We start from the raw sequence: 25,573 nt of genomic DNA on the forward strand, positions 1-25,573 counted from the left end.
ATTTAATCACATACAAGCCAGTTTGATGGATGATTAATCGTAATTCGATGTATAGTTGAGCAACTGTGTTCTAAAAATTTCATGACACGAAACTATTGACAAAAATACCCGCTTGATCGTTTTGCCTCGAACTTTTATCCCCAAAGAGCAAAATTGCCTGATCCTGCACAGCTTTACGATCAAAAAAGATTAAGATCGAGCACAGTTGCTCTACAGCGCTTGATTTAACTGACATTTCGTGATCCGACCAGAAAGTAATGAAAAGATCGTGATCTGTTGTTCTATATGGCTATTAACAGACTTACCAACAAGGTTTTCCACTACTTATCCACAACGAGTAAGGTTTCTATTACTGAGTGAATCTTGCTAAAAACTGCTTGTACTCTTGTATGGCATAGTCACTTTTTAGCGTTGCGTTGTGCGTCGCACCAGGAATGACCGAAATATACTTTTCGCTACTTGATGCATCTTCTAATAGCTGCTGACTAATCGGGTAAGGCGTTATTTTGTCTTCCTCACCCACCACCAGCCATAGCGGTCCCTCATAGTGACGCAAGATTGGGGCTATTTGCATACTATGAACTTCATCGTGAAGCTTCATGTTTGTGAATGAATTAGAGAAGCCTGGCACCATGTTGGCAATTAAATCAGAGATATTATTGAAAGCGCCGTCTAATACTAAAGCGTCTATCTTTCTATTTGCAGCAACATAGCTTGCGAAATAGCTGCCTATACCTCGGCCGTGAACGATGGTGGGAATTGAGGCGTCAAACGCACTTGCTACATAGTCAAACTGGGTTAACGCATCTTGTTTAATAGCGTTAATACTTAAGTCCTTCGCTTTATCACTGGCTCCTACTCCCTGATAATCGAGCCACAATATATTAGCGGGCAACTTACCCAGTCTATGAATAACGCTGTTGTTTTCGCTTACAGGCATACGATTGTCTGCAAAGAAAACAATGTTAACAATAGGGTCAGGGTAAGAAACAGCAACGCCTCTCAAAGTTAACCCAGCTTCATTTTTAACTTCAACACGGGTTATGCCCGCTGAGGTTTTGTCTTTTTGAATTGCCGCGTGTAGCTTCGTAGTATCAAGGGGCTTTTGCTGAGTGTCTTGATAAAAGAAGGCCGAAGGGGACACGTTAATTGCGCACCCAATAAGTGACACACTTGCAACTACACTAATTACCGCGTTTTTTAAGCTCATCATTAAAGAACTGTCCGTGTTGAATGGTTATGGCGAAATTTTTATTCAGGTTACATAGGTGTAATGGTTGTGTCGCTGATTAAAAACTCGCTCAGCAAAATCAACAGTCCCACACCTATGCTAAACAAGCTGTAACAGTTTGCAACAGTTGTTCTGTTTCTTAGCGATACAAACTTTCTTATACTAAAGACAATATTACTTGCATAATTTATCTGCATAAAACAAAAATAATTTAATGAAAAGTAGAACATTTTCCATGTCTTACGCTACATCACCAGCTCGACTTATTGTTGCCTGCTGTGCCCTACCCTTACTTATTGCCTGCGAGTCTACGCCACCCGAGCTTGACTCATCATTAATTCCTGCGTCGCAGAGAAAAGACTATCAGCTAACCATGTCTAAAGCGAAAGCTTGTCCAATTAACTTGGCAGAACTAATCGACATACGGTCGAGTAAAGACTTGCTCGTTGGAAGCAGTAATGTAACAGAAGACACGCTCTATTCACTGTTACAGCAAAGCTTAGAAGCGATGAATGTCAGCCCAGATATTGAAGCAGCCAACAGCGTTAAAGTAGTACTAAACCGCGCGTTTATAAAAAGCTTAGGAAGTAATATGGTTGCCACCGTGGTGCTTAATGTTAAGTACAAACCTGACTATGCCGATGAGTATTCACCCGCCACCACCTTCAGAGGGCAAAGCATGAATGTGAACGCCAGTGTCAGTGAAAAAGAGAGCAATCAGATTGCTATCGATGCAATGAAAACCGCCATTGATGATGCCACCAAACGTATAAAGTCTTCACTGTTACACAACTGCGGAAATGCGCTAAGCGAACTAGAGGCGGTATAAGCCTAAGAAACTATGCAGACAACACGTCTCGCGCTTTTACCGCATCAAAATCACGATCAACTTTCAGGTATACCGCGTTATTTTGACTGTTTAATGTCACTTCCAATACACCAGGCACTAACAGCAGCTCGGCTTCAATACTGGAAACATTTGAACTATCAAAATCTCCATTCATCATCACACGCTTAACCCGGCTCACTTCTTTAACACCAAGAATAATAAAAAGCCAAAGCAGAGTGCTAGCAGCACCAATGCCATAAGCTAACTCTTGCGACCAAATATCGGTGACGAAACCTGAAATTACACCGCCCAAAAATGCACCAAAAAATTGAAAACTGGCGTAGAGGCCCATGGCCGTTCCTTTTTGTCCCGCAGGCGCAATGCTCGACACCAATGCAGGGAAATTCGCTTCCAAATAATTAAAGCCAGTAAAGAAAAGCACCACGGCAGCGGTAACCCACCACCAGCTATGGTCCTCTAAACTCAGCGCCAAAAACGCGCCGCCCATTAATACAACGCCGGTTACAAGGAGCGATTTAGGCGTACGGCCTCTTGCTGCCCCCATCATGATAATTAGACCTACAATTGACGCGCCTAAAACGGGTAAGTAAACCGTCCAGTGACTATCTAGCGTCATATCAAAATTCAGTAGCGTTACGGGCAGTTGAACAAACAACAGCGTTATCATCATATGTAGAATCATCACGCTGATATTTAAACGCCATAACTGAGAAGAGAAGACTAAGCGCTTTAGCTGGTCTTTTTGTGGCAGTGTATCGCCACTGCTCAGCTGCACACCGTTTGGCACTACCCATTTAACCAGCGGCATGCAAAGAATCGCCAGAATACCAGTAATACCAAACACACCAGCAAGCCCGTAGCTGTTCGCAATAAGAGGTCCTAAAATAACGGCTAAATAGAATGAAAAGCCAATGGCTATGCCTATGATAGCTAACACTTTGGCTCGCTGACTTTCCCGGCTTACATCCGTAGCCAGCGCCATTATCGCTCCTGCAATTGCCCCAGCGCCTTGAAGAATACGCCCAACAATCATCATGGCCATACTGTCGGCGTTTGCTGCGACAAAGCTTCCTAATGCAAATACAGCAAGCCCTAGCAAAATAACGGGTTTACGCCCCCATTTGTCAGACATCATACCCATAGGAATTTGCAGCGCAGCTTGGGTTAGGCCATATCCACCCACGGCAAGCCCTACCAACAGCGGCGAGTAATCTGGGTAGTCCATTGCGGCTACAGCCAACACGGGCATAACCATGAACAGCCCCATCATGCGTAATACGTAAACGGAGGCGAGTGCAAGCGCGGCGCGTAATTCCAAAGCGTTCAAAGCGTCTTTTTCCCTCAATAAATAAAATCAAAAAAACGTAAAAGCGCGCAGAGAACACTTGTTTCTGCAGCATCAAGAATAAGGTCGCGAAGTGTAGCATAAATTGCTCTTGCGCCCACTTACCTTAAATTCGATTAATACAATTGGCGTTTTCTCCCGCTCAATGGGTCGATTTAGCCTTTTTGCCTTAATAGGGGTTTAAAAGTGGGGATAAAATCACCACTTTGCAATGTCGATAAGCGAGATCTAATCGTAAGCTTATGTCCGTGAGGTGATCTGCTTACTCCGCTTACAGTATAACTTGAATGTCATATCACTTTACTTGACACCTATGGCATACTGATTCTTTTTCTCTCATTTAGGCTTCAATGGATAAAATCGAAATTCGCGGTGCTCGCACCCACAACTTGAAAAACATCGATTTAACACTGCCACGAGACAAACTGGTGGTGATAACCGGCCTTTCTGGCTCGGGTAAATCGTCTCTTGCATTCGACACGCTTTATGCAGAAGGCCAGCGTCGTTACGTTGAGTCTTTGTCTGCCTATGCTCGTCAGTTTCTATCTATGATGGAAAAACCAGATGTTGATCATATTGAGGGTTTATCACCAGCAATATCCATTGAGCAGAAATCAACATCGCATAACCCTCGTTCAACGGTGGGTACCATCACTGAAATATACGACTATCTGCGTTTGATGTTCGCGCGAGTGGGCACGCCACGCTGTCCAGACCACGATGTGCCGCTAGATGCACAAACGGTCAGCCAAATGGTCGATAAAGTGTTAGCGATGCCCGAGGGCAGTAAGTTAATGCTGCTAGCGCCTATTGTTAAAGAGCGTAAAGGCGAGCACGTTAAGACGCTGCAAAACCTGTCTGCTCAAGGCTTTATTCGCGCGCGTATCGACGGTGAAGTGTGTGACCTGTCTGATCCGCCGCCTCTCGATTTGCACAAGAAGCACACCATTGAAGTTGTGGTTGACCGCTTTAAAGTGCGCGATGACATGGCGCTGCGTTTAGCTGAATCGTTCGAGACGGCGCTGAGCCTTGCTGGCGGTAACGCGGTTGTGGCTGATATGGACGATAAAGACGCAGAAGAAATTGTATTTTCTGCCAACTTCGCCTGTCCACACTGCGGTTACAGCATTAGTGAACTTGAACCTCGTCTGTTTTCATTTAATAACCCAGCGGGTGCATGCCCAACTTGTGACGGGCTAGGTACAAGACAGTTTTTTGACCCAGCACGCGTAGTCGGCAATACCGAATTAAGTTTGTCTGGCGGCGCTATTCGCGGATGGGACAAGCGCAGCTATTACTACTTCCAAATGCTACAGGCAGTAGCAGACCATTATAAATTTAGCCTTACCGCACCATTTGAAGAGCTCGATAAAAAGCACCAGGACATTGTGCTTTATGGGTCTAAGGGCAAGTCGTTGTCGTTTAAGTACATAAACGAGCGTGGCGACGTGATGGAGCGCAAGCATCCATTTGAAGGCATTATCCCTAATATGGAGCGCCGCTATCGCGAGACCGAGTCGAACTCGGTGCGTGAAGAGTTAGCAAAATATTTAAGCCAGCAGCACTGCAGTAGCTGTAACGGCACCCGTCTGCGCGTTGAAGCACGTAATGTATTTATACAAGACACCAACCTGCCTGCCATTGCTGACATGTCAATTGCCGACGCGTATGGCTTTTTCGAGACACTCAACCTTGAAGGCCAACGCGCTCAGATAGCTGAAAAGATTTTGAAAGAAATCATGGACCGCTTGCGCTTCTTGGTAAACGTAGGTCTTAACTATCTTTCTATGTCGCGCAGCGCCGATACCCTGTCAGGGGGTGAAGCTCAGCGTATTCGACTGGCAAGTCAAATTGGCGCAGGCTTAGTGGGCGTTATGTACGTGCTGGATGAACCCTCTATCGGTCTTCATCAACGGGATAACGAACGCTTACTTGGCACGCTTACGCACTTGCGCGACCTGGGTAACACCGTACTAGTTGTAGAGCACGACGAAGATGCCATTCGCGAAGCCGATTACATTGTAGATATTGGCCCAGGTGCAGGTGTGCATGGCGGTGAGATTATTGCCGAAGGCTCACTGGAAGACATTAAAAACAGTGAACACTCACTTACTGGAAAGTACTTATCTGGCAGAGAGAAAATAGATATCCCTGCAACACGTACACCGGTGAAAGACGACAAGTGGCTAGAGCTTTTAGGCGCAACCGGTAACAACTTGAAGTCTGTTGATTTACGTATACCTACCGGTGTAATGACCTGTGTAACCGGTGTATCGGGCTCGGGTAAATCAACGCTGATTAATGACACTTTCTACAAAATAGCGCAGCGCGAGCTGAACAAGGCGACTACTTCTGAACCAGCGCCGCATAAGTCGATGACAGGATTAGACCAGCTAGATAAAGTGGTCGATATTGACCAAAGCCCTATCGGCAGAACCCCGCGCTCTAACCCAGCGACTTACGCTGGCATTTTCACACCTATTCGTGAAATGTTCGCCGGCACTCAAGAGTCGCGTTCACGGGGTTACAAGCCTGGCCGCTTTAGCTTTAACGTGAAAGGCGGTCGCTGTGAGGCGTGTCAGGGTGACGGCGTAATTAAAGTGGAAATGCACTTTTTGCCAGACGTATATGTGCCTTGTGACGTGTGTCAGGGCAAACGCTATAACCGTGAAACCCTAGAGATAAAGTACAAAGATAAGAACATTCACGAAGTATTAGAAATGACGGTGGAGGATGCCCGTCAGTTCTTCGATGCTATTCCGGCTATTTCACGTAAATTGCAGACCCTTATGGACGTGGGCTTGTCTTATATTCGACTAGGTCAAGCAGCCACTACGTTATCGGGTGGTGAAGCACAGCGCGTGAAATTGGCGAAAGAGTTGTCAAAAAGAGACACTGGGCAAACACTCTATATCTTGGATGAGCCAACCACCGGGTTGCATTTCCACGATATTAAACAGTTATTAGCCGTTCTTCACAGACTACGCGATCACGGTAATACCGTTGTGGTTATTGAGCATAACCTAGATGTGATTAAAACCGCAGACTGGATTGTTGACCTTGGACCCGAAGGTGGATCCGGAGGTGGCCAGATTATTGCAGAGGGAACACCTGAGCATGTGGCACAACAAGAAGTTTCACATACAGGTCGATTCCTGAAACCCATGCTCACACAAGCTTGAGCCGGTAACGAAGTAAATCCGTTAGCGTAAAGCGCACCCGTTTTTTATTTTGCTGCTGTGTAATTTACACAGCAGCTTGTAAGAAGTGCGCGTTGACGTTTATTTACACGTTTATCCATGCTGGTCAGAGCTTGTATTGGCAAATCATACGTTACGATGATTTTTGTGTATTTTTGCAGTAAGAATTGCTGGAGCGACAACTAATGAACCAAACGCCGCCATTAGCCTTAGTGAAAACATGGTATCACCTACTGTCATCATCAGAAGACAATGATGTGAAAGCACGCGCACAAGAAATGCTGTTAAAAGCCTTCGAGTCGCCTGAGGCCATCGCGATTTATCTAAAAGAACACAATATCCTTAAGCACTGATCAAAAAAGCCTTAGCGTAGTAAAGGCTACTACGCTAAGGCTTAGTGTTTTTCATACCGGAAAAAGAATAGAAAAGGTTAAGCGTGTTTCGCCGCTTGAATAGCTAATCCTTCGCACACCGAGTTGAACGCATCATTTTCTAAGCGTGGTAGCCCAGTAAGCAGGTTTTCATACAGCGCATCCACGACGATTGGCGATAAACTCATACCACCTGTGATCATCACCACTTCTGGCTTTTCACTGCTATTTTCCAAGCATTCCACCACTAGCGCTTTCACTTTATCAAGCCAAGGTTTTAACGCCTTTTTGAGCGAGTCTTGCGAAATCTCCACGTCAAAATCATCTTCGATATAGTGCAGCGGCAAGGTAATGTTCTGCTTACTCGACAGTAGTTCCTTGGCTAATCGAGCCGAGTTCACCACGCGGGCAGACAACTTTTTCTCCTGAACAATAAGCAAGCGTTCTAATTGGGCTGGCTCTTTAATCACAGACATGGTTTGAGAAATATCTAACCCGTAATCGTCAGAGAAAAAGCGGGTGAGTGCAGGAATGTTATCAACCGCGCACATATCAGAGAAGTACGTAGGAGGAACAGGAAGCCCGTTAATCATCTTAAGGCCCATTCCCATTTCTGGGGCAATAGCCTTTAGCACCAAGCTTTTGTCGCAATCCATGCCGCCTAAACGCCTGCCTGTTACCGACAGAACATCCTCTTTGCGATCAAGCTGATTTGAACGCTCTGGGGAAAGCTTAATACAGCAAATATCCGTGGTCCCCCCACCAATATCGACAATCAACGTAGTGGTATCCCTTGGTAGGGTTTGCTCAATTTTGTACGCCGCTGCGATAGGTTCATCTAGGAAATTAACCCCTAAGAACCCAGCTTTCGTCGCCGCTTCAGTCATTATTTGAATGGCTTGCGCGTTCCCCTCTTCACCGCGGGTGCCGTGAAACTTAACAGGACGGCCAATGACTGCATTATTAACAGCCTTGCCTAGCTGTTGCTCTACACACTGTTTAAAGTACGCCAGCTGCTTAGCAATAATACCGATGAATGCTTGTTTTTGGTCACCGTCTAGCGAGGCGCCTAGAAAGTTCTTAGGTGAATAAATTAGACGGCCTTTATCAGGCATTTTAAGAAAGCGCCTAAACCCTTCTTCACCAAACGCAAACTTGCCGTGCTCTACTAAGCGCAGCAAAGGGATTTCGTCTAGCGACATGGCATGCATCAATTGTGCAATAGCTTTACGCTGTAATGCAGGCTTGTTGTGCAAATCACCGCGCAGCGAGTCGATACGGTCGCTATACATCGCCTGTTCTTTTGGATCTTTTGCCGAATAATAGCCGTCCTTCGCCTTATCTATTTGCTCACTGATAACGCGCTGTAACTGCGCCACTTTCGCTTCGACCATGGCATCAGGAGGCGGCGGCAGTTCATCTTCAAAATAGATGAACACCGAAGAACGGATTTTATTGCCCTTCTTATCTAACGGGTCGAGTTTGATGTGCTGATGGGCCGTTCCATCAAAATACACAACCTCAGAATTTGATGTACCGTAGTCAATCCCAATCGCAGTCATAGTATGTTCGCTCAAAAAGTTAGAAGCGGATTGTAAGTAAATACGAAAGTGCTTTCTAGCTTTGTATGTAATTGAGCTATATTGCTTTTAACAGAGCTATTGCAGCATTTAATTCTGAGTCACTGGCTGTATGCCCGTCCCAAGATACCGCCTGGGGCACAAAGTCCTCTCGATATGAGCCGTTCACATGGTAAAGACGTTCAAAACCCAGCTCTAAAGTTATGGTCGAATCAGGTAGTTGAAATTGATTTATTCCGCCAAGCAAATCAGCCATGGGTGTGCCGATTACCGCCTTTGCACCAATGGCATCAAAGCCAATAGCCATACCTTCTCCCATACTGCCGGTCCAATGACCAACGAGTACCACTACTGGCTTACTGTAATAAGGTAATGAAGGGGTAACATAGGCCAAGTGTAGCTCTGCTTCTTGGTAGGGTTTTCCCGCATTTTGAATTTTGTAACCTTGATATGCGGTTTTGGCATTTACAAAGTGCCCCAAGATAGGCTCAGCTACACCAGTGTTTCCCCCGCTCGGCGTATTACGCAGGTCAATCACTAACCCCTGTGTTGATTCAAGTGACTCAAGAGCTTCTTTGAACGCACGAACGGTTTCAGAATTACCTAGATTATTATTAAAGCGGATGTACCCGATTCCCTCTTTCTGCTTAACTACCAGAGGAGCTTTTGTTCGAAGTAGATTAATAGCTTCGTAACTAGCTGCTAATTGCACGCGTTTGGCATCATCAAAATCAGACGCCACTTCAATGTATCTTTCTTGATTGCGACGCCCACCTAAAGCCACATTAACCGCCCACGTTTTATGTGCGTCAGTAAGCGGTAGCGATGTGTTTCCAAAAACGCGTTGTATTGCGGCTTCTGTAGACTCGCCGTCAATACCTACAATCATGTCACCTAAGGCTAACTGGCTTTTGGCAGCAGCACTGCCCGCTTTAATACGTGTTATAACAAAATCATCGCCTTGCTTTTCCACCCAAATATCAGACCCCGTTGGCGTGACGCTGTAGTCCTCTTCGTTGAGCGGTGATACGTTAAAATGCGGGTCGATAAAAAACTGCTTCACCACCTGCAATACGTCGACAAACTCCTCTTGCGTTGTCGCGTTTATTGCAAGGGGTTGGTAATACGCTTTTAAAGCTTCCCAGTCGGTAGGTGCCGTATCTAAGTATGCATAGTTATCTTCAACAGTTTGAACAAAGGCTTGCCAGCTTTCTTTCGTATTGAAACCCTGGCTTTGTGCGCAGCTGCTTAGCGGAAGAAGTAGTGACAACAATAAAATAATTCGATAAATCATAATGCTCCCTATTATGAATTGGAATGATGAGGAAATTGTTCATTTAAGCGCGTAAGAAGCGATTGTTTTTTTAGCGCCTGCTCCATGCTTTTGAGAGAGGCTTCAAGATTGACCTCTATCTCTTCCCAAAGGGCATCATATACGTCTTCAAATTCTTGCATTATCGTCACTATCTGCGCCGCCTCGGCCTTTGCTTTAGGCGCAATATCGTACACGCGCTTTCGCGAGTCTCGTTCATCGGGCACAGAAACAAAAAAGCCGTCTGCAACACTTTGCTTCAACCGACTTTCAATAAGTTGACGTGAAAGACCAATGTGACTTGCTAGCTCAGTTGACGAAAGAGGCCCTTGAGTATGAATCGCCAGTACCAGAGAAATACGATTTGCAGGCAGACTAATATTAAGCGCTTCAAATACCTCTTGGCCTTGAGTTGCAATAAGCTCGCTAGCACGCAAAAGTATTGCGCCAAACTGAGGGCTTCTAATCATAAATAGGCACCTTGTGATTTTTCTCAAACTCATTTATGCAAATATTTGCGCAAAAATTTGCATAAATCAACTTATTTTTGAATGTGTATGTTTTGGTTAGGTGTTAAAAATGTTTTCCAACCGGATCAATTACTGTTTGATAAATGACTGAAATAGCTGCGGCATAATGCTAGAGTGAAAGTTAAATAAACAACGAACCCTACTAAAAAAATATGAGCCATTCAGTACCATTAGTTACGTCATTCGACGTACGTTTTTGTGAAACAGATGCCTTACAGCATGTAAGTAACACAGCATTAGTCGCTTGGTTTGAAGCAGCCAGAGAGCCTATTTTCAGAATGTTTACCCCTGAACTAGACTTACAAAATTGGCCGCTAATTTTAGCCAGCTACAAAGTCGATTTTTTAGCTCAAATTTTTTATGGCAAACCTGTGACGGTTAAAACTTACGTTAGCCGGCTAGGCAACAGTGCATTCGACGTGTTTCAAGAGTTATGGCAAGACGATAAGCTGTGCTCAACAGGCATCACCACCATGGTACATTTTGACTATAAAACACAGCGCTCTGCGCCTATCCCAGATAAAGTGAAATCAGAACTACAGTCTCACTTTAAAGAAGTACCAACTCAGTAATAAAGCGCAGTACGAGGTATCCATGAGCGATTTAATTGAAGTTATTGATGATGTGTTACCACCAGAGCTGTGCAAACAACTCATGGAACGCTTTGAAAGCAGCCCTAATTTGTCTCAAGGCCGCACCGGTGGTGGCGTCGACTTAGATAAAAAGCGCAGCATGGATGTATCGATAAGCCGCAACCCGGAATTTAAAGACTTATTTCAGCAAGTGATGCAGCACACCGGGCAGCAGCTGGTTGCCTATATTGAAAAATACTATTTTGCGCTTGTTGGGCCTATTGGCTTGACCGTACGCCATCCCAAAACTGGTGAACCGGTAAAAGTAACAGGTGAAAATTTTGATGAAGTGGGCAAACCCAATTTGGCGAATTTGGTGAATTACCTGTTTCGGGTCGGCGATGTAAATGCACAGCGCTACACCGCGGGCAATGGTGGCTACCCGTACTGGCATTCAGAAGTCTATCCACAGCTTCAACATAACGATGCACTGCACCGCGTGTTGCTGTTTATGTACTACTTAAACGATGTGGAAGAAGGCGGCGAGACGGAATTTTATTATCAAAACCGTGCGGTTAAGCCTAAAGCAGGCAGAATGGTGATTGCGCCAGCCTATTTTACTCACACGCATCGCGGCCAAATTCCAAAAAGTAACGACAAGTACATTTTAACGTCTTGGCTTCTGTTTAACCGCGCTGAACAGATTTATACGCAGGGCTAGCTTAACGATAACTTCGTGATGATGTGCTCTAGCTCGCTGTACTCATTTTTGTCGATAGGTAAGAAGGGTGCAGGTAAGCTAGGCGTTTCACAATAGCCCAAAATTTCTGCCGCGGCTGCAACCACACGCAAGCCGCCGCCATTGCGCGCAAACATGCTCCATATTCCGCTTAACGCTTGTGACTGAGCCTGTGCATCAACAGCATTACCAGACTGAGCGGCGTCGATAATACGCATTACGGTTCGCGGGAATATTCCCCCTATAACGGAAAGCCAAAGGTCACAACCTTCACTCATTCCTGCTGCGCCAAAACTATCACCACTCACGCCTATAGCAATGTGTGCAGGCATTATCTCTCGTAATGATGCTAATCGGCGAGCGCCTTCGCTATTGCTTGCTCCAGAGGGGGAGATATCCTTGCTCGAACTATTATCCATTGCGCTTTTGGCAAATGGAGTTCCGGGTATTTTAATCGCTCCGATATTCGGTAATTTTCCAATACGGCGGTATAAATCATCGCTGAAGGTAAAATTAGTCACACGAGGATTTTCGTAAACGCAGATAGGCACAGATACCTCGTGACTCACGGCCTCATATAGGCCAAACACTTCTTCTTCGTTAAGCACTTGATAGGAAACGGGTGCTAACAGCACAGCATTAACACCTGCTTGCTGCACAGCTTCAACGTTTTTTAGCACGTCATAGGTACGAAGCGCCCCAACGCCTGCCATAACAGGAATGCCATTTGCGTGGTCAACGGCGAGCTTTGCTACGTCGTACTTTTCCTCTCGCGTTAGATAAGGATACAGCCCAGTTGAACCTATCGCGCAAATTGAATCTACATTCGCCGAAGCCAAATTATCAACAAGCCCTTTAAACGCTTTGTAATCAATAGCTTCTTGTTTAAAGGGGGTAATGGGAAACGCTGATAAACCTGTAAACACCTGATATCCTTTTTAAACGTTTTATGCTTAAAACCCTTCTACGGCTTCGCCTTTTAATCGGTAACCAACAGACGCGATATCGCCTTTCCAACCGTCAGTCGATAATTCGCCGGTTACCCAGATCGCGTCGTAAATATTATCTATGCGCACACCTTCTTCAAATTTTACGTACACTATTTGATTAGACGGCGGCGGTGGTACGTGAATACAGGCTCCGAAATATGGAACAAGTAAAAACTCGGTGGTTAGCTCTGCCGTACCTTCTAGCGGCACAACAAAACCCGGGATTTTCACCCGTTTACCATCAAAGGTATCGACAGTCGGCGCGTCAGGCTGAAGCTGACTCATCTCACCATTGTGCTGAACAGCAGGCGGCGCGAGTTCGTTAAAGCCTTCAGGCACTAGGTCTTCCCAGTATACTTCAATGGGAGTCTCATCTGCCAAAGAGTTGAAGGACACAACCATCATTAATACAGCAAATAATGAGGTTACGGTTTGTTTCAGGTTGTACATACTGGTCTCTTTCAGGTATCTGTTAAGCTTTCTGTTGTGGTGCCTAGTTTTAGTTATCCATCTTCACTTTTAGACCACATACAAAAAGGGCTGGTATTACACCAGCCCTTTGTATCATCAATTTTAAGCAGCGTGAATTATTCTGCTTCGAAACGCGCGATGCTTGCGGTAATTTCTTCTTTTGCAGCGGCAGCGTTTGCCCAACCGTCAATCTTCACCCATTTGCCTTCTTCAAGATCTTTATAGTGCTCGAAGAAATGCTCAATTTGCTTAAGAAGAAGCGGAGGTACGTCTGCAATTTCTTTAACGTCACGGTAAATAGTAGAAAGCTTGTCTACAGGTACCGCTAGTACTTTTGCATCTTTACCAGACTCGTCAGTCATGTTTAGTACGCCAACTGGACGACACTTAATGACAGAACCCGCAAGTAGTGGGAACGGTGTCATTACTAGAACGTCAACTGGGTCACCGTCTTCTGACAATGTGTTGTTAACGTAACCGTAGTTAGTTGGGTAGTGCATGCAAGTTGCCATGAAACGGTCAACAAATAGTGCACCTGTGTCTTTGTCTACTTCGTACTTCACCGGGTCAGCGTGTGCTGGAATTTCGATGATCACATTCACTTCGTCTGGTACATTTTTACCAGCAGAAATAGCACTCAAGCTCATTCTTTGGTCCTTTCAATGATGTATAAGAAATTTTGGGTTAAGTATACGGTGACAGCAGCAAAATAAAAACGCTTTACGACCCATGTCGTACTAATCTCTTTATTTTTCGTTAAATTTTGCTGCTTTTTAAAAACCAAATGGCCCATCAGGGCCATTTTTTTGCTATTTCGCGTTGTCGTTGTAGCTTAAGCACATATCAACTTCGTCTTTAGAGCCGATAATGCACGGTACACGTTGGTGAATTTCTTCAGGCATCACCTCTAGAATTCGGCCCGTGCCCGTTTCCGCTTTTCCACCTGCTTGCTCCATTAAGAATGCCATCGGGTTGGCTTCGTAAAGCAAACGCAATTTACCTGGCTTTGACGGGTCTCTGTTGTCGAATGGGTACATGAAGATACCACCACGACAAAGCAAACGATGAATATCACCCACCATTGCCGCTACCCAGCGCATGTTAAAGTTTTTGCCTCTAGGGCCATCTTTACCTGCAAGAAGATCGGCAATGTATGCCTGCATTGCCGGTTCCCAGTGACGTTGATTCGACGCGTTAATCGAGAACTCTGACGTTTGCTCTGGCACTTGAATATTCGGGTGGGTAAGCAGGAAACCACCGTGGGTTTTATCAAGAGTATAAATATGCGTGCCGCGACCTGTGGTCAACGCTAGCATTGTAGACGGGCCATATAGTACATATCCCGCTGCAACCATCTGTGTACCAGGTTGCAAGAAAGCTGACGGATCGTCTGGCTCCATCCACTGAGGCGCATGAGCAATTGAGAATATAGTACCGATTAAACTGTTAATTTCAGTGTTTGACGAGCCATCAAGTGGGTCGAAGCTCACTAAGTACTTACCTTCTGGATTGCATGGAACTACGTCGTCTTCTTCTTCAGACGAAATGGCTTTAACGTAGCCAGATTCCCTTAGCGTGTCTTTTAAAATGTGGTTAGAGATAACGTCGAGCTTTTTCTGTGTTTCGCCCTGTACGTTTTCTGAAAGGGTTGAACCGAGCACGCCAGCAAGTGCGCCTTGACTCACGCGGAAAGAAATTTCTTTACAGCCCGCTAGCAGTGTACGAATGAGTAAGATTAACTCAAGCGGTGCACCGTCTTGTTGCAATTGGGAATTTAAACGTTTCATTGAATGTAAGCCTTTTTTTCGTGTGTAGGGTGTTGCGCTTGCAGTCGCTCAGCTTTCCTTACCGGCGTTTGTCTGAAGCACACACAGGTTTTAAACCTGTGGTTAGATTGTAACCGTGTTCTTGGGTAAGTGGAACACGCCCGTAAAATGTCATACACACACCATACCAGTTTGCTCATACTGGATTCTTCGGGGTTTCGCGTATTACAACGGCTTAGCGCATTTATTGAATGGTTAAAATTGAATTATCTATAGGCCACAGGGTTCTGATACAGTACCCCAATAACATGATAATTCATTGAGAATGCGCTATGCATGTACATATTTTAGGCATTTGTGGAAGTTTTATGGGTGGCATAGCTGCCATTGCCAAATCACTTGGCCACAAAGTAACAGGGTCTGATAAAAACGTTTATCCCCCTATGAGCACCCAGCTTGAAGCATTAGGCATTGAGTTGACCGAAGGTTATTGCGAAAGTCAGTTTGACCCAGTACCAGACATGGTGGTGATTGGTAACGCTATGTCGCGCGGTAACCCCGCCGTCGAATACGTGTTAAATAGAAATCTTCCTTATACCAGTGGCCCACAATGGTTGCTTGATAACTTACTAAAAGATCGTTGGGTAATTGGGTTATCAGGTACCCACGGTAAAACAACCACCAGCAGTATGGTTGCGTGGATTTTAGAACACGCTGGTCTTAACCCTGGTTATTTGATTGGCGGCGTTCCGGAGAACTTTGGCGTATCGGCTCGCGTGGGTGAAAGCCCCTTTTTCGTCATTGAAGCTGACGAATACGACAGCGCATTTTTCGATAAACGTTCTAAGTTCGTACACTATCGCCCAAAAACTTTGGTTATTAACAACCTTGAGTTTGACCATGCGGATATTTTTGCTGACCTTGGGGCTATTCAAACCCAATTTCACCATTTGGTTCGCATGGTGCCAGAAAACGGGCTTATTCTTACACCAAACGGTACACCAGCCATTGAGGATATGCTCAAGAAAGGTTGCTGGTCTTCTCGCCAGTCGCTAGGTAAGGAGTGGCACGCCGAACTATTAAAGAAAGACGGCAGTGAATTCAATGTATTACATAACGGCGTTATAGCTGGAACGGTAACCTGGGCTCTGGTTGGTCAACACAATGTGGACAATGCTTTAATGGCCATAGCTGCCGCCCACCATGCAGGTGTTACCTTACCTGATGCCATAGACGCCTTATCATTTTTTAAGAATGTTAAGCGTCGCATGGAAGTAAAGGGTGAAGTAAACAACATCACCCTTTACGACGACTTTGCACACCACCCTACTGCAATTGCGACTACACTTGATGGACTGCGCAAGAAAGTGGGTAATGCCCGTATTCTGGCTGTGCTAGAGCCGCGCTCTAACACGATGAAAATGGGCGTGCACAAAGATACGCTGGCAAATTCGTGGCAGAAAGCCGATGAGGTTTACCTTTATGAACCTGAAGGCATGGACTGGTCGTTAGTCGATTCGGTAGCGCACAGCAATGCGCCTACGCACTGCTTCAGAGATGTAGAGAAGATCGTTCAAGGCATTTGCAACGTAGCACAACCGGGCGATCATATTCTTGTAATGAGTAACGGCGGTTTCGAAGGCATTCATGGCCGAATACTCGACGCTCTGAAAATGAAGTCCAAACTGTAAAAAAGACAGAATAATATGAAGTGTTATCCGATAGACAAGCGCGATGCTTGTCATCTACAGAGGCTATACAATGAAACATGACAAGCAAGTCACACTTGCTATCACAGGCGCATCTGGCGCGCCTTATGCACTTACACTATTGAAATCGCTAGTTAACGCCGATTACCAGGTGTATGTCTTAATCTCTTCCGCTGCCAAAGTGGTGTTTGCCACCGAAGAGAATGTGAAGATACCCGGGCGCCCCGAAGACGCAGCCGCGTTTTTTACCGAGCATTGCAATGCAAAGCCTGACCAAATCAAAGTATTTGGTAAAGAAGAATGGTTTTCACCGGTAGCATCTGGCTCAGCAGCCCCTGCGAAAATGGTGGTTTGCCCGTGTTCAACAGGCACCCTATCGGCTATAAGTATTGGCGCTAGCGACAACCTTATTGAGCGTGCAGCTGATGTTGTTCTAAAAGAGCGTGGACAACTTATTTTGGTGCCTCGTGAAATGCCACTTTCTTCTATTCATTTAGAAAATATGCTCAAGCTTTCGCAAATGGGTGCTACCATTATGCCCGCAGCGCCAGGCTTTTATCACAACCCAAAAACTATCGATGACCTGGTAGATTTTGTGGTGGCGCGCATACTAGATCACCTAGGTATTGAGCAGTCTCTTGTCGCAAGATGGGGCTACCAGTCTTCCAAACATTCTGAGGATTAACCATGTTCGCGTTTGCAAACAGGATTTGCGCAGTTGCGCTGAGCACGCTATTTACATTGTGCATTTCATCACCCGCTTTCGGCTGGGGACAAACCGGCCACCGAGTGACTGGCGCTATTGCCGAGCAGTATCTAAGCCCACTTTCTCAGGCGGCGCTTATGGAATTACTACCTCATGGTTCATTAGCTGAAGCCTCGACCCATGCTGACGAAATGCGTTCTGACCCCAGCGAATTTTGGCAGAAAACCGCTAGTCCTTGGCACTATGTGTCTGTGCCTGCGGGTAAAACCTATGAAGAAGTGGGTGCCCCCAAACAAGGTGATGCGGTTACCGCGTTAAAGCAGTTTACTGAAACCTTGAAAAGCGACACGGCCACCATTGATGAAAAGCGCCTGGCACTTCAGTTTATTGTGCATATTATTGGCGATCTCCATCAACCACTTCATGCCGGAAATGGTACTGATCGTGGCGGTAATGATGTAAAGGTGCGCTTCTTCTGGCAAGACTCTAACCTACACCGCGTGTGGGACTCGCAAATGCTAGATCAGCGCGATCTGTCTTATTCAGAGTGGACGTCTTGGTTAACGCAAGCCATTACTGCTAAAGATATTCGCAGTTGGGCAACCACTGACCCTATGGTGTGGATTGAAGAAAGCACCGCTATTCGCGATACCATTTATCCTGATGACGCAAACAACATGAGCTATGACTACTTATACAACCACCTGCCTACTGCTAAAAAGCGTTTGCAGATGGCGGGAATTCGCATTGCCTTGTATCTAAACCAAGTGTTTGATGAAGCAAACAAGTAGCTTCACACCCGGTGTGTCAACGCTGAGCGCACTTGAATCGTTTTACACGCAAATAGAAATACAAACGGAGGCACAAAGCCTCCGTTTTTTATTTCTTTGTTTTCAAAGCAGTTAGCGTCTGCTTGCCGATGATTTAGTCTAAATCTAACGGCTCAGGTGAAAGAATAACGCCTGTGCTATCGGCGTATAGATGATCTTCTGGTAAAAACGTAACGCCACCAAAATTAACCGGCACGTCTACCTCACCAATACTTTCACACTCAGCATTTACTGGAATGGCGGCCACCGCCAATACACCGATATCTAATTCGGCAAGACTATCTACCTCTCGCACGCTGCCGTAAATCACAACCCCTTCCCAATCGTTATCGATTGCAATTTGAGCAGAGGATGCATCAAACAGTGCACGACGGCTAGAGCCACCGCCATCAATAAGCAGAACTTTCCCTGCGCCAGGTTGCGCAAGTACGCGGTCTACTAGACCTCTGTCTTCAAAGCATTTAATCGTGGTTATTTCACCACCGAAAGAATACCGGCCACCAAAGCTCGCGAAAATTGGATCTACCACGTCTACGCTATCAGCAAATAAATCGCATAATTCAGATGTGTTGTATTCCATCGTTCTGCCTTACTAAAATTGAGAAGACTAAAATTAAGTGAAAAATAAAGCGCTGTTTACGCTTCTAAATCTAGCATAGCATTAAATGTGGTAATGCAAACGTTTGATTTCACGCCTTTCGTCGAATTTTTTACTTTTTTTAGACCCAACAGACTTTGCCCTAATCTATCTCACATGAGCACATATTTTGCTTAGTTTTTATCTTTTACAGCCATTCCCAATATCTGTCTGCCAAGGCAAACGAAAAAACGACACACGCTGTCAAAAAAGTTTCTTTTTTTCGTCACCCACTGGTCACAGATGAACTTTAGCCTGTGCAGTAATTAACCGATAGGGGACAAGGCGATGTTGATGAAATCCTTGACCAAATACGATACTGACTTGTTTTATCGCCTGTACAAACTGACGCAAAAAAGAGACTGCCGTAGCATTATTTGGCTATCGAAAACTGGCGACGGATACTTATACCTGGTTATCGGTGCACTGCTTTGGGCATTTGAACCCGAACACGGCGAGCTTTTCCTCTACACAGCGCTGATGGCTTATGCGTTGGAATTACCCATATATGTGCTGCTTAAGAAAATGTTCAAGCGCCCTCGCCCTTGCGATTTTCTAATGAATTTAACAGCACATGTCACACCTTCAGATAAATTTTCACTTCCTTCTGGTCACACTGCGGCAGCTACATTAATGGCGAGCATCGTGGCCCATTATTATCCTTCTTTCGCGGTATTAGCTTATAGTTGGGCCGCTTTAATTGGTCTTTCACGTGTGCTGTTGGGCGTACATTATCCATCAGACGTGATCGCTGGCACGCTTCTAGGCGTTACTATAGCAACATTGAGTATTTCTATTCTGGGGTAGCATGAGATTATTGTATGGTGTGCAAGGCACCGGCAACGGCCATATCGCCCGAGCTAGAATAATGGCGGCAGCGCTTGCTGAGCGTGACGACGTCAGCGTTGACTTCGTATTTACAGGTCGCCCGCCTGAAAAGTATTTCGACATGGAAATATTCGGAGATTACCGAACCTTTACCGGCCTGAGTTTTATGACAAAAGGGGGACGAATTGATAAATGGGAAACTGTTAAAAACGCAAACGTGAGCCAGTTTATAAAAGACGTGAAAGCGTTTGATACCCGCAATTACGATTTGCTTGTTAATGACTTTGAGCCTATTACTGCATGGGCTGCCAAACAACAAGGCCTGCCCTCTATATCTATTAGTCACCAAGCCGCGTTTGCCTACGATGTACCTAAAAGTGGCGCTACTATTTTCGATACCCTACTAATGAAAATTTTCGCACCTACCGAGCTTAAATTAGGTGTGCATTGGTATCACTTCAATCAACCTATCATTCCGCCATTTGTTGCAGAAAAACCGGAATTGTCTTCAAGCAACAGCCATGTTTTGGTTTATTTGCCTTTTGAAGATATCGAAGACATTCAACAAATGCTCGAGCCGCTCAGCGACCAGGTATTTAAGTGTTTTCATCCCAACATTGTTGAAGCCACAGAAGCTGGACATATTCAATGGTACCCAACCTCTAAAAAGCACTTTCAAAAAGCGTTGCAGCATGCCAGCGGCGTAATAGCAAACGGCGGGTTTGAACTTTCAAGTGAAGCGCTACAGTTAGGTAAGAAGCTACTGATTAAGCCTCTGCATGGCCAATTTGAGCAGTTATCGAATGCGCTCACGCTAAACCAACTCGATTTGTGTCAAACCCTGTTTCAACTCGACACTGACATAGTTGAGGAGTGGCTTGAAGCCCCTGATAACGAAGCTATTTCCTTTCCAGACAATCCAAATATCCTTATAGATTGGCTTAAAAATAAAGACTTTTCCGACACCCAAACCCTATGTGATGCCCTGTGGAAAAACGTTCGATACGGCGATAAAACACAAGAACGATTATTGGCTCTTGCAATTTAACACCGCAATGCGATGATAGCGGCATTTGTCGTATTCTTCGCGGGATTTTTCGTGCTTAAAAAGTCAGTTGTTTTCTTGCTAACACTCACAGCATTATGTGGCTGTGGTTACAAAGGGGCGCTCTACATTCCTGAGGCGCCTGCACAAAACACGTCTGCTGAACCAGCGTCTTCTGAAAATGCAGTAACCGGCGCTGACTCTGCCACCAATAACACTTCACCCGCAACTACTTCTGGAGAGCTGAACTAGTGGATTATTTCGCCTACAGCCAAGGTCAGCTGCATGCTGAACAAGTGGCTGTTTCTGATATTGCAGCCCAGCATGGCACGCCGGTTTATATTTATTCACGCGCTACATTAGAGCGTCACTGGCACGCGTTTAATGATGCTATTGGTGAGCATCCTCATCTTGTTTGTTATGCGGTAAAAGCGAATTCAAACATTGGTGTATTAAGCGTTCTTGCTAAACTTGGCTCAGGCTTTGACATTGTTTCAGCAGGCGAATTAGCTCGCGTAATCGAAGCCGGTGGCGATACAAGTAAGGTTGTATTTTCAGGCGTAGGTAAAAAGCACGACGAAATCCGTTTCGCCTTAGAACAAGGCATTATGTGTTTCAATGTAGAATCGGAGCCTGAACTTCACCGCATTAATCAGGTTGCGGGCGAAATGGGCGTAAAAGCCCCTATTTCACTGCGCATAAACCCGGATGTGGATGCCAAAACTCACCCTTATATTTCTACGGGTTTGAAGGCGAACAAATTCGGTATTGCCCGTGAACGTGCACTGGCCACCTATGAATTAGCCGCATCGCTACCTCATTTAAATGTAGTTGGTATGGACTGCCATATCGGCTCACAGCTCACTGAAATTGGCCCATTTGTAGACGCGCTTGAGCGCCTGCTTCTGCTTATCGATGAATTAGCCCAGCGCAACATTATCATTGAGCATTTAGATGTGGGCGGTGGTCTTGGCGTTACTTATAATAACGAGCAGCCACCTCACCCTAAAGCCTATGCACAAGCTATGGCTGAAAAGATGGTAGGTCGTGAAAACCTGAAGCTAATTCTTGAGCCAGGTCGCGCCATTGCAGCCAACGCAGGTATTTTGGTGACCGAAGTTGAATTCATCAAAGAAGGTGAAGAAAAGAGCTTCGCGATTGTCGACGCTGCCATGAACGATTTGTTGCGCCCAGCGCTTTACTCAGCCTGGCAAAAAATAATTCCTGTAAAAGAGGAAGCTACAGCAACCCCACGTATTTATGATGTTGTAGGGCCGGTTTGCGAGACTGGCGATTTTATAGGTAAAGATCGCGAATTAGCTATTGAACCCACTGACTTACTTGCGGTTCGCAGCGCTGGTGCCTATGGTTTCGTTATGGCGTCGAATTACAATAGCCGCTGTCGTCCTGCTGAAATTATGGTAGACGGCGACAAAGCAATTGTTGTTCGCGAGCGAGAAAAACAAAAAGATCTCTGGCAAGGTGAGTATAAACTTCCGTAAACTAGAGACAAACTAACAAGATAGATGCGCGTTTAATGCAGGTTCAATTTTCTAAAATGCATGGTTTGGGTAACGACTTCATGGTTATTGATAACGTTACTCAAAACGTCTTTTTCTCTAAAGAAAAAATTCAGCAACTGGCTAACCGAAACTTCGGCATTGGCTTCGACCAGCTGTTGATGGTGGAACCGCCTTACGATCCCGAGCAAGATTTTCACTACCGTATCTTCAATGCTGATGGTTCGGAAGTGGAACAGTGTGGCAATGGCGCGCGCTGCTTTGCACGTTTTGTTAAGCAGAAAGGCCTCATTAACCGCAACAAAATTGTTGTAAGCACCAAGGCTGGAAAAATGGTGCTGTATCTTGAGAAAGACGGTCAGGTTACTGTGAACATGGGTAAACCTGAATTCGAACCTGCGAATATTCCACTTAAAGCCAATAAGCAAGAAAACACCTACATATTGCGAGTCGGCGAGAGCACGCTATTCATTGGTTCGGCATCGATGGGTAACCCACATTGCGTGATGGAAGTCGACGACGTTGATACTGCTAATGTGGCCGAGATTGGTCCGCTTGTTGAAAAGCACGAACGCTTCCCTGAAGGCGTAAACGTTGGCTTTATGCAAATAATCAATGAGTCACATATTAAACTTCGCGTATTTGAACGAGGTTCAGGTGAAACCTTGGCCTGTGGTAGCGGCGCTTGTGCGGCGGTTGCAATTGGCCAGATTCAGGGTAAATTAGGAAAAGATGTGCGGGTAGACTTACCCGGAGGCAGTTTACGTATACGCTGGCCTGGCCCAGATAACGTGTTAAAAATGACAGGGCCTGCTGAGCACGTGTACGACGGACATATAAATCTATGAGCGAATTATCAGGGCAGTCTAACGCTACGCAATTGATTGAGCCATTTAACGACACAACGGAATTGTCGAGTGCCGATGTGCGCGCGTTCTTGTTACAAAACCCTGAGTTCTTTGCCGAGCACTCCGACCTTCTTGAAAAAATTAAGCTTCCCCACGAGCAGAAAGGCAGTGTTTCACTGGTAGAAATTCAAAGCGATCAGCTTCGAAAGAAAGTTAGGCAGCTTAATTTTAAACTCAATCAGCTGGTGAGCATCGCTAAACAAAACGAAAAAATATATCGCGTTTACACCGATTTAAACGTGCAGCTTCTGCGCTGTGAAAGTGTTGCCGAAGTTCAGTTTACTTTGGAAGATGTGCTTCAAGAGCGTTTACAATTGTCGGCGGCGGTCATTAAAAGCTTTAAAGGTCCGCACGCGATCCCCGAACTACAGCAACGTTTATTTACTGAAAAACGCTTTAAAAGTACCAACTTTTTCTTTGGTCGATTATCTCAGCACGAACGCCAGCTTCTTTTCGGAGAAAGCCCTGCGGAGTCTGTAGCGCTAATGCTGCTTGGTGACAACCGTGAACTCGGTATTTTAGGTATTAGCAGCAGTGACGCCAGCCACTTCACTCCAGATATGGACACCTTGTTACTTCAACAGCTTCAGCAAGTGCTTAATATCATCTTGCCTGAAATGATGGGATATTAGGTGTAGTGTCTACGGACGCGTTGATAAGCGAGCCTTGCCAGCAATGGCTAGATAAGTTTCTGCTACATCTACAGGTAGAACGCGGGTTATCTCTTCACACTATCAAAAATTATCAGCGCCAACTCACAGAAGTTGCAAAGCTACTTGGGCTTTACGAGTGGTCGGGACTAACGCCAAGCGACATAAAGCGGGTAATGGCTGATGCAAAGATGTCAGGGCACAGCCCACGCAGTATAGCATTGCGCCTATCGGCACTTAGAACCTTCTGCCAATATCTTATCGATCATCAGCAACTATTCAGCAACCCTGTAGAAGGTATTCAAGCTCCGAAACAAGGGAAGCCATTGCCTAAGCAACTAAGCGTAGATGAAATGCAGCAGCTTCTTAATGCCTCCCCCCGAAGCAGTGACGACGATGAGGGTATGCAGTTACGTGATGTGGCTATGTTTGAGCTACTCTATGGCTGTGGACTGCGCTTGAGCGAACTGACTGGGCTCAATTTGGCCGACTGTCTAAAGGACGGTACGGTGAAGGTCATGGGTAAAGGAAGTAAACAGCGAATACTTCCGTTAGGCCGACACGCACAAAAAGCGCTTAACGCGTGGTTAAAGGTACGCCCTGCCTACGCATCACCTTACGAAAGTGCGGTCTTTGTGAGTAAGCGCAAAACCCGCATATCCAATCGACAAGTCGCTAATCGCCTCGATAAAATGGCAAGCGAACAGTCTCTGTCACAAAAAGTAAGCCCTCACAAACTGCGCCATTCCTTTGCTACCCACGTATTAGAATCCAGCGGAGATTTGCGTGCGGTGCAAGAGCTATTAGGTCATGCTAACTTGTCAACGACACAAGTTTATATCCATCTGGATTTTCAGCATCTCGCTAATGTTTATGACGCGGCTCACCCTCGCGCACATAAGAAATAACGCTACTAGAAGGTTTCCCAATGCAGTTTTTCAGGTCTATCAATAACGTCGAGGCTATGACCTTCGACCTTGATGACACCCTTTACAATAATGAACCCATTATTCGACGCGCAGAGCAAGCCCTTCAAGCGCATATTGCTGAACATCACAAACATGCGGCTAAGCTAACATCGCTTGATTGGCTACAGCTTAAACGTGCGGCTATCGCCAAAGACGCGCGGTTGGCTTCTGATATGGGGCAGCTTCGTCGCGTTGTATTAAGCGCTGCACTATCTGGCACGCCAGCAAACCAGTTATCAATAGTCCCTACAGAAGACACTGCATTACGTGCTGCTGTAGACGGCTGCTTTAATTGTTTTTATGACGCAAGAAGCGATTTTGCATTAGCCAGTAATGTTCACCACACCCTCGATAAACTTAGCCAGCATTTACCGCTCGTTGGTATTACTAACGGCAATGTAAACGCGCAAAAAGTAGGGTTAGACCGTTATTTCACGGCGATCTTACACGCCAGTGTGGAACGGCCCATGAAGCCTGCTCAAAACATGTTTGATGAAGCGGCCTCACTGGTAAAGGTAACGCCGTCGCACATTTTACATGTGGGCGATAATATTATTAAAGACGTGTTCGGTGCCATTAATGCAGGCTATCAGTCGGCATGGTTTGCATGTAATCGTCCAATGCAGTTGAAATTAGAACCCGTTTCAGTACTTCCACACGTTCAGCTTGATTCATTAGAAGAGCTTATTCAATTTGTCTAGGCGCTATTTATCTCGAAAATACAGACCTTTACTACTCATTCTTTTGCGGGATGTGAACCTTTGAGTAAGCCGCATTATTAAAGGTCTAGAGAGCCGCACTTAGGGTGTATAGATT

At 45.5% G+C, this 25,573-nt stretch carries 26 protein-coding genes; 16 read left to right on the plus strand and 10 right to left on the minus strand.

The features are described 5' to 3' along the window. Positions 1–349 precede the first annotated feature (349 nt). Positions 350–1,213: an alpha/beta hydrolase gene (locus BIZ39_RS05930; protein WP_039226852.1), complete on the minus strand. Its 864-nt coding sequence runs from the start codon at positions 1,211–1,213 to the stop codon at positions 350–352. Positions 1,214–1,445: 232 nt separating this feature from the next. On the opposite strand from BIZ39_RS05930, the gene BIZ39_RS05935 reads away from it, so the two are divergent. Beyond that, a complete protein-coding gene (locus BIZ39_RS05935; protein WP_232306440.1) occupies positions 1,446–2,060 on the plus strand; it encodes a hypothetical protein in 615 nt (204 codons plus the stop codon). A 10-nt stretch (positions 2,061–2,070) separates the two neighbouring features. Here the strand turns inward: BIZ39_RS05935 and BIZ39_RS05940 are convergent, their stop codons facing one another. Continuing rightward, positions 2,071–3,408, minus strand: a complete 1,338-nt coding sequence (locus BIZ39_RS05940; protein ID WP_014977980.1) for an MFS transporter — start codon at positions 3,406–3,408, stop codon at positions 2,071–2,073. A 368-nt stretch (positions 3,409–3,776) separates the two neighbouring features. Here BIZ39_RS05940 and uvrA point away from each other — a divergent pair, with 368 nt between their 5' ends. Together uvrA and BIZ39_RS05950 are read left to right on the plus strand one after the other, a co-directional pair. Next, positions 3,777–6,608: an excinuclease ABC subunit UvrA gene (uvrA, locus tag BIZ39_RS05945; RefSeq protein ID WP_049587075.1), complete on the plus strand. Its 2,832-nt coding sequence runs from the start codon at positions 3,777–3,779 to the stop codon at positions 6,606–6,608. Between the two features lie 203 nt (positions 6,609–6,811). Then, a complete protein-coding gene (locus tag BIZ39_RS05950; protein WP_012516741.1) occupies positions 6,812–6,979 on the plus strand; it encodes a hypothetical protein in 168 nt (55 codons plus the stop codon). Positions 6,980–7,056: 77 nt separating this feature from the next. On the opposite strand, the gene BIZ39_RS05955 is transcribed toward BIZ39_RS05950, so the two are convergent. The 3 genes from BIZ39_RS05955 to BIZ39_RS05965 all read right to left on the minus strand — a co-directional run bounded on the left by BIZ39_RS05955 (position 7,057) and on the right by BIZ39_RS05965 (position 10,359). After that, entirely contained in the window at positions 7,057–8,559 is a 1,503-nt protein-coding gene (locus tag BIZ39_RS05955) for an Hsp70 family protein (protein ID WP_187446575.1), read from the minus strand. Positions 8,560–8,635: 76 nt separating this feature from the next. After that, the gene (locus BIZ39_RS05960) at positions 8,636–9,871 is read right to left on the minus strand and encodes a S41 family peptidase (RefSeq protein ID WP_187446576.1); all 1,236 of its coding nucleotides are present in this window, start codon (positions 9,869–9,871) and stop codon (positions 8,636–8,638) included. Between the two features lie 11 nt (positions 9,872–9,882). Further along, positions 9,883–10,359, minus strand: a complete 477-nt coding sequence (locus BIZ39_RS05965) for a MarR family winged helix-turn-helix transcriptional regulator (RefSeq protein WP_187446577.1) — start codon at positions 10,357–10,359, stop codon at positions 9,883–9,885. 212 nt (positions 10,360–10,571) lie between these two features. On the opposite strand from BIZ39_RS05965, the gene BIZ39_RS05970 reads away from it, so the two are divergent. Together BIZ39_RS05970 and BIZ39_RS05975 are read left to right on the plus strand one after the other, a co-directional pair. Then, the gene (locus tag BIZ39_RS05970; RefSeq protein ID WP_014947865.1) at positions 10,572–10,991 is read left to right on the plus strand and encodes an acyl-CoA thioesterase; all 420 of its coding nucleotides are present in this window, start codon (positions 10,572–10,574) and stop codon (positions 10,989–10,991) included. A gap of 22 nt (positions 10,992–11,013) precedes the next feature. Next, the gene (locus tag BIZ39_RS05975) at positions 11,014–11,712 is read left to right on the plus strand and encodes a 2OG-Fe(II) oxygenase (protein WP_075177623.1); all 699 of its coding nucleotides are present in this window, start codon (positions 11,014–11,016) and stop codon (positions 11,710–11,712) included. Here BIZ39_RS05975 and BIZ39_RS05980 read toward each other — a convergent pair. The 4 genes from BIZ39_RS05980 to BIZ39_RS05995 all read right to left on the minus strand — a co-directional run bounded on the left by BIZ39_RS05980 (position 11,709) and on the right by BIZ39_RS05995 (position 14,977). Then, a complete protein-coding gene (locus BIZ39_RS05980; protein WP_187446578.1) occupies positions 11,709–12,656 on the minus strand; it encodes a dihydrodipicolinate synthase family protein in 948 nt (315 codons plus the stop codon). The two genes, BIZ39_RS05975 and BIZ39_RS05980, sit on opposite strands and share 4 nt — an antisense overlap. A 27-nt stretch (positions 12,657–12,683) precedes the next feature. Then, positions 12,684–13,169, minus strand: coding sequence for a DUF3299 domain-containing protein (locus BIZ39_RS05985; protein ID WP_187446579.1), 486 nt, complete (start codon positions 13,167–13,169; stop codon positions 12,684–12,686). Between the two features lie 137 nt (positions 13,170–13,306). Continuing rightward, positions 13,307–13,837, minus strand: a complete 531-nt coding sequence (gene ppa, locus BIZ39_RS05990) for an inorganic diphosphatase (protein ID WP_187446580.1) — start codon at positions 13,835–13,837, stop codon at positions 13,307–13,309. 162 nt (positions 13,838–13,999) lie between these two features. Then, complete coding sequence (locus tag BIZ39_RS05995) at positions 14,000–14,977, minus strand: class 1 fructose-bisphosphatase (protein ID WP_014996915.1); 978 nt, start codon at positions 14,975–14,977, stop codon at positions 14,000–14,002. Between the two features lie 311 nt (positions 14,978–15,288). Between BIZ39_RS05995 and mpl the strand changes: the two genes are divergently transcribed. The 3 genes from mpl to BIZ39_RS06010 all read left to right on the plus strand — a co-directional run bounded on the left by mpl (position 15,289) and on the right by BIZ39_RS06010 (position 18,162). Then, on the plus strand, positions 15,289–16,647 hold the full coding sequence (gene mpl, locus BIZ39_RS06000) for a UDP-N-acetylmuramate:L-alanyl-gamma-D-glutamyl-meso-diaminopimelate ligase (protein WP_187446581.1): 1,359 nt from the start codon (positions 15,289–15,291) through the stop codon (positions 16,645–16,647). 70 nt (positions 16,648–16,717) lie between these two features. After that, positions 16,718–17,350, plus strand: coding sequence for a flavin prenyltransferase UbiX (locus BIZ39_RS06005; RefSeq protein ID WP_014975357.1), 633 nt, complete (start codon positions 16,718–16,720; stop codon positions 17,348–17,350). 2 nt (positions 17,351–17,352) lie between these two features. After that, on the plus strand, positions 17,353–18,162 hold the full coding sequence (locus tag BIZ39_RS06010) for a S1/P1 nuclease (protein WP_187446582.1): 810 nt from the start codon (positions 17,353–17,355) through the stop codon (positions 18,160–18,162). Between the two features lie 133 nt (positions 18,163–18,295). On the opposite strand, the gene rraA is transcribed toward BIZ39_RS06010, so the two are convergent. After that, positions 18,296–18,781 carry a ribonuclease E activity regulator RraA gene (rraA, locus tag BIZ39_RS06015; protein ID WP_039220963.1) on the minus strand — a complete coding sequence of 162 codons (486 nt, stop codon included), beginning with the start codon at positions 18,779–18,781 and terminating at the stop codon, positions 18,296–18,298. A 351-nt stretch (positions 18,782–19,132) separates the two neighbouring features. Here rraA and BIZ39_RS06020 point away from each other — a divergent pair, with 351 nt between their 5' ends. Genes BIZ39_RS06020 through BIZ39_RS06055 form a run of 8 tightly spaced genes read left to right on the plus strand, consistent with a single transcriptional unit; the run spans position 19,133 to position 25,458 of the window. Beyond that, positions 19,133–19,645 carry a phosphatase PAP2 family protein gene (locus tag BIZ39_RS06020; RefSeq protein ID WP_014996910.1) on the plus strand — a complete coding sequence of 171 codons (513 nt, stop codon included), beginning with the start codon at positions 19,133–19,135 and terminating at the stop codon, positions 19,643–19,645. A 1-nt stretch (position 19,646) separates the two neighbouring features. After that, complete coding sequence (locus BIZ39_RS06025) at positions 19,647–20,714, plus strand: MJ1255/VC2487 family glycosyltransferase (RefSeq protein WP_187446583.1); 1,068 nt, start codon at positions 19,647–19,649, stop codon at positions 20,712–20,714. Positions 20,715–20,726: 12 nt separating this feature from the next. Then, on the plus strand, positions 20,727–20,963 hold the full coding sequence (gene lptM, locus BIZ39_RS06030) for an LPS translocon maturation chaperone LptM (RefSeq protein WP_187446584.1): 237 nt from the start codon (positions 20,727–20,729) through the stop codon (positions 20,961–20,963). After that, on the plus strand, positions 20,963–22,213 hold the full coding sequence (lysA, locus tag BIZ39_RS06035; protein WP_187446585.1) for a diaminopimelate decarboxylase: 1,251 nt from the start codon (positions 20,963–20,965) through the stop codon (positions 22,211–22,213). Before lptM ends, lysA begins: the two co-directional genes overlap by 1 nt. 35 nt (positions 22,214–22,248) lie before the next feature. Next, positions 22,249–23,079, plus strand: a complete 831-nt coding sequence (gene dapF, locus BIZ39_RS06040) for a diaminopimelate epimerase (RefSeq protein WP_014947850.1) — start codon at positions 22,249–22,251, stop codon at positions 23,077–23,079. Then, positions 23,076–23,771, plus strand: a complete 696-nt coding sequence (locus BIZ39_RS06045; protein WP_049587092.1) for a DUF484 family protein — start codon at positions 23,076–23,078, stop codon at positions 23,769–23,771. The genes dapF and BIZ39_RS06045 overlap by 4 nt, the downstream gene beginning before the upstream one ends. 5 nt (positions 23,772–23,776) lie before the next feature. Further along, the gene (gene xerC, locus BIZ39_RS06050) at positions 23,777–24,697 is read left to right on the plus strand and encodes a tyrosine recombinase XerC (RefSeq protein WP_187446586.1); all 921 of its coding nucleotides are present in this window, start codon (positions 23,777–23,779) and stop codon (positions 24,695–24,697) included. Positions 24,698–24,717: 20 nt separating this feature from the next. Beyond that, complete coding sequence (locus tag BIZ39_RS06055) at positions 24,718–25,458, plus strand: HAD-IA family hydrolase (RefSeq protein WP_187446587.1); 741 nt, start codon at positions 24,718–24,720, stop codon at positions 25,456–25,458. The last annotated feature ends 115 nt before the right edge of the window (positions 25,459–25,573 follow it).

The sequence above is a fragment of the Alteromonas sp. BZK5 genome (genome assembly GCF_014349115.1).
GTDB lineage: Bacteria > Pseudomonadota > Gammaproteobacteria > Enterobacterales > Alteromonadaceae > Alteromonas > Alteromonas macleodii.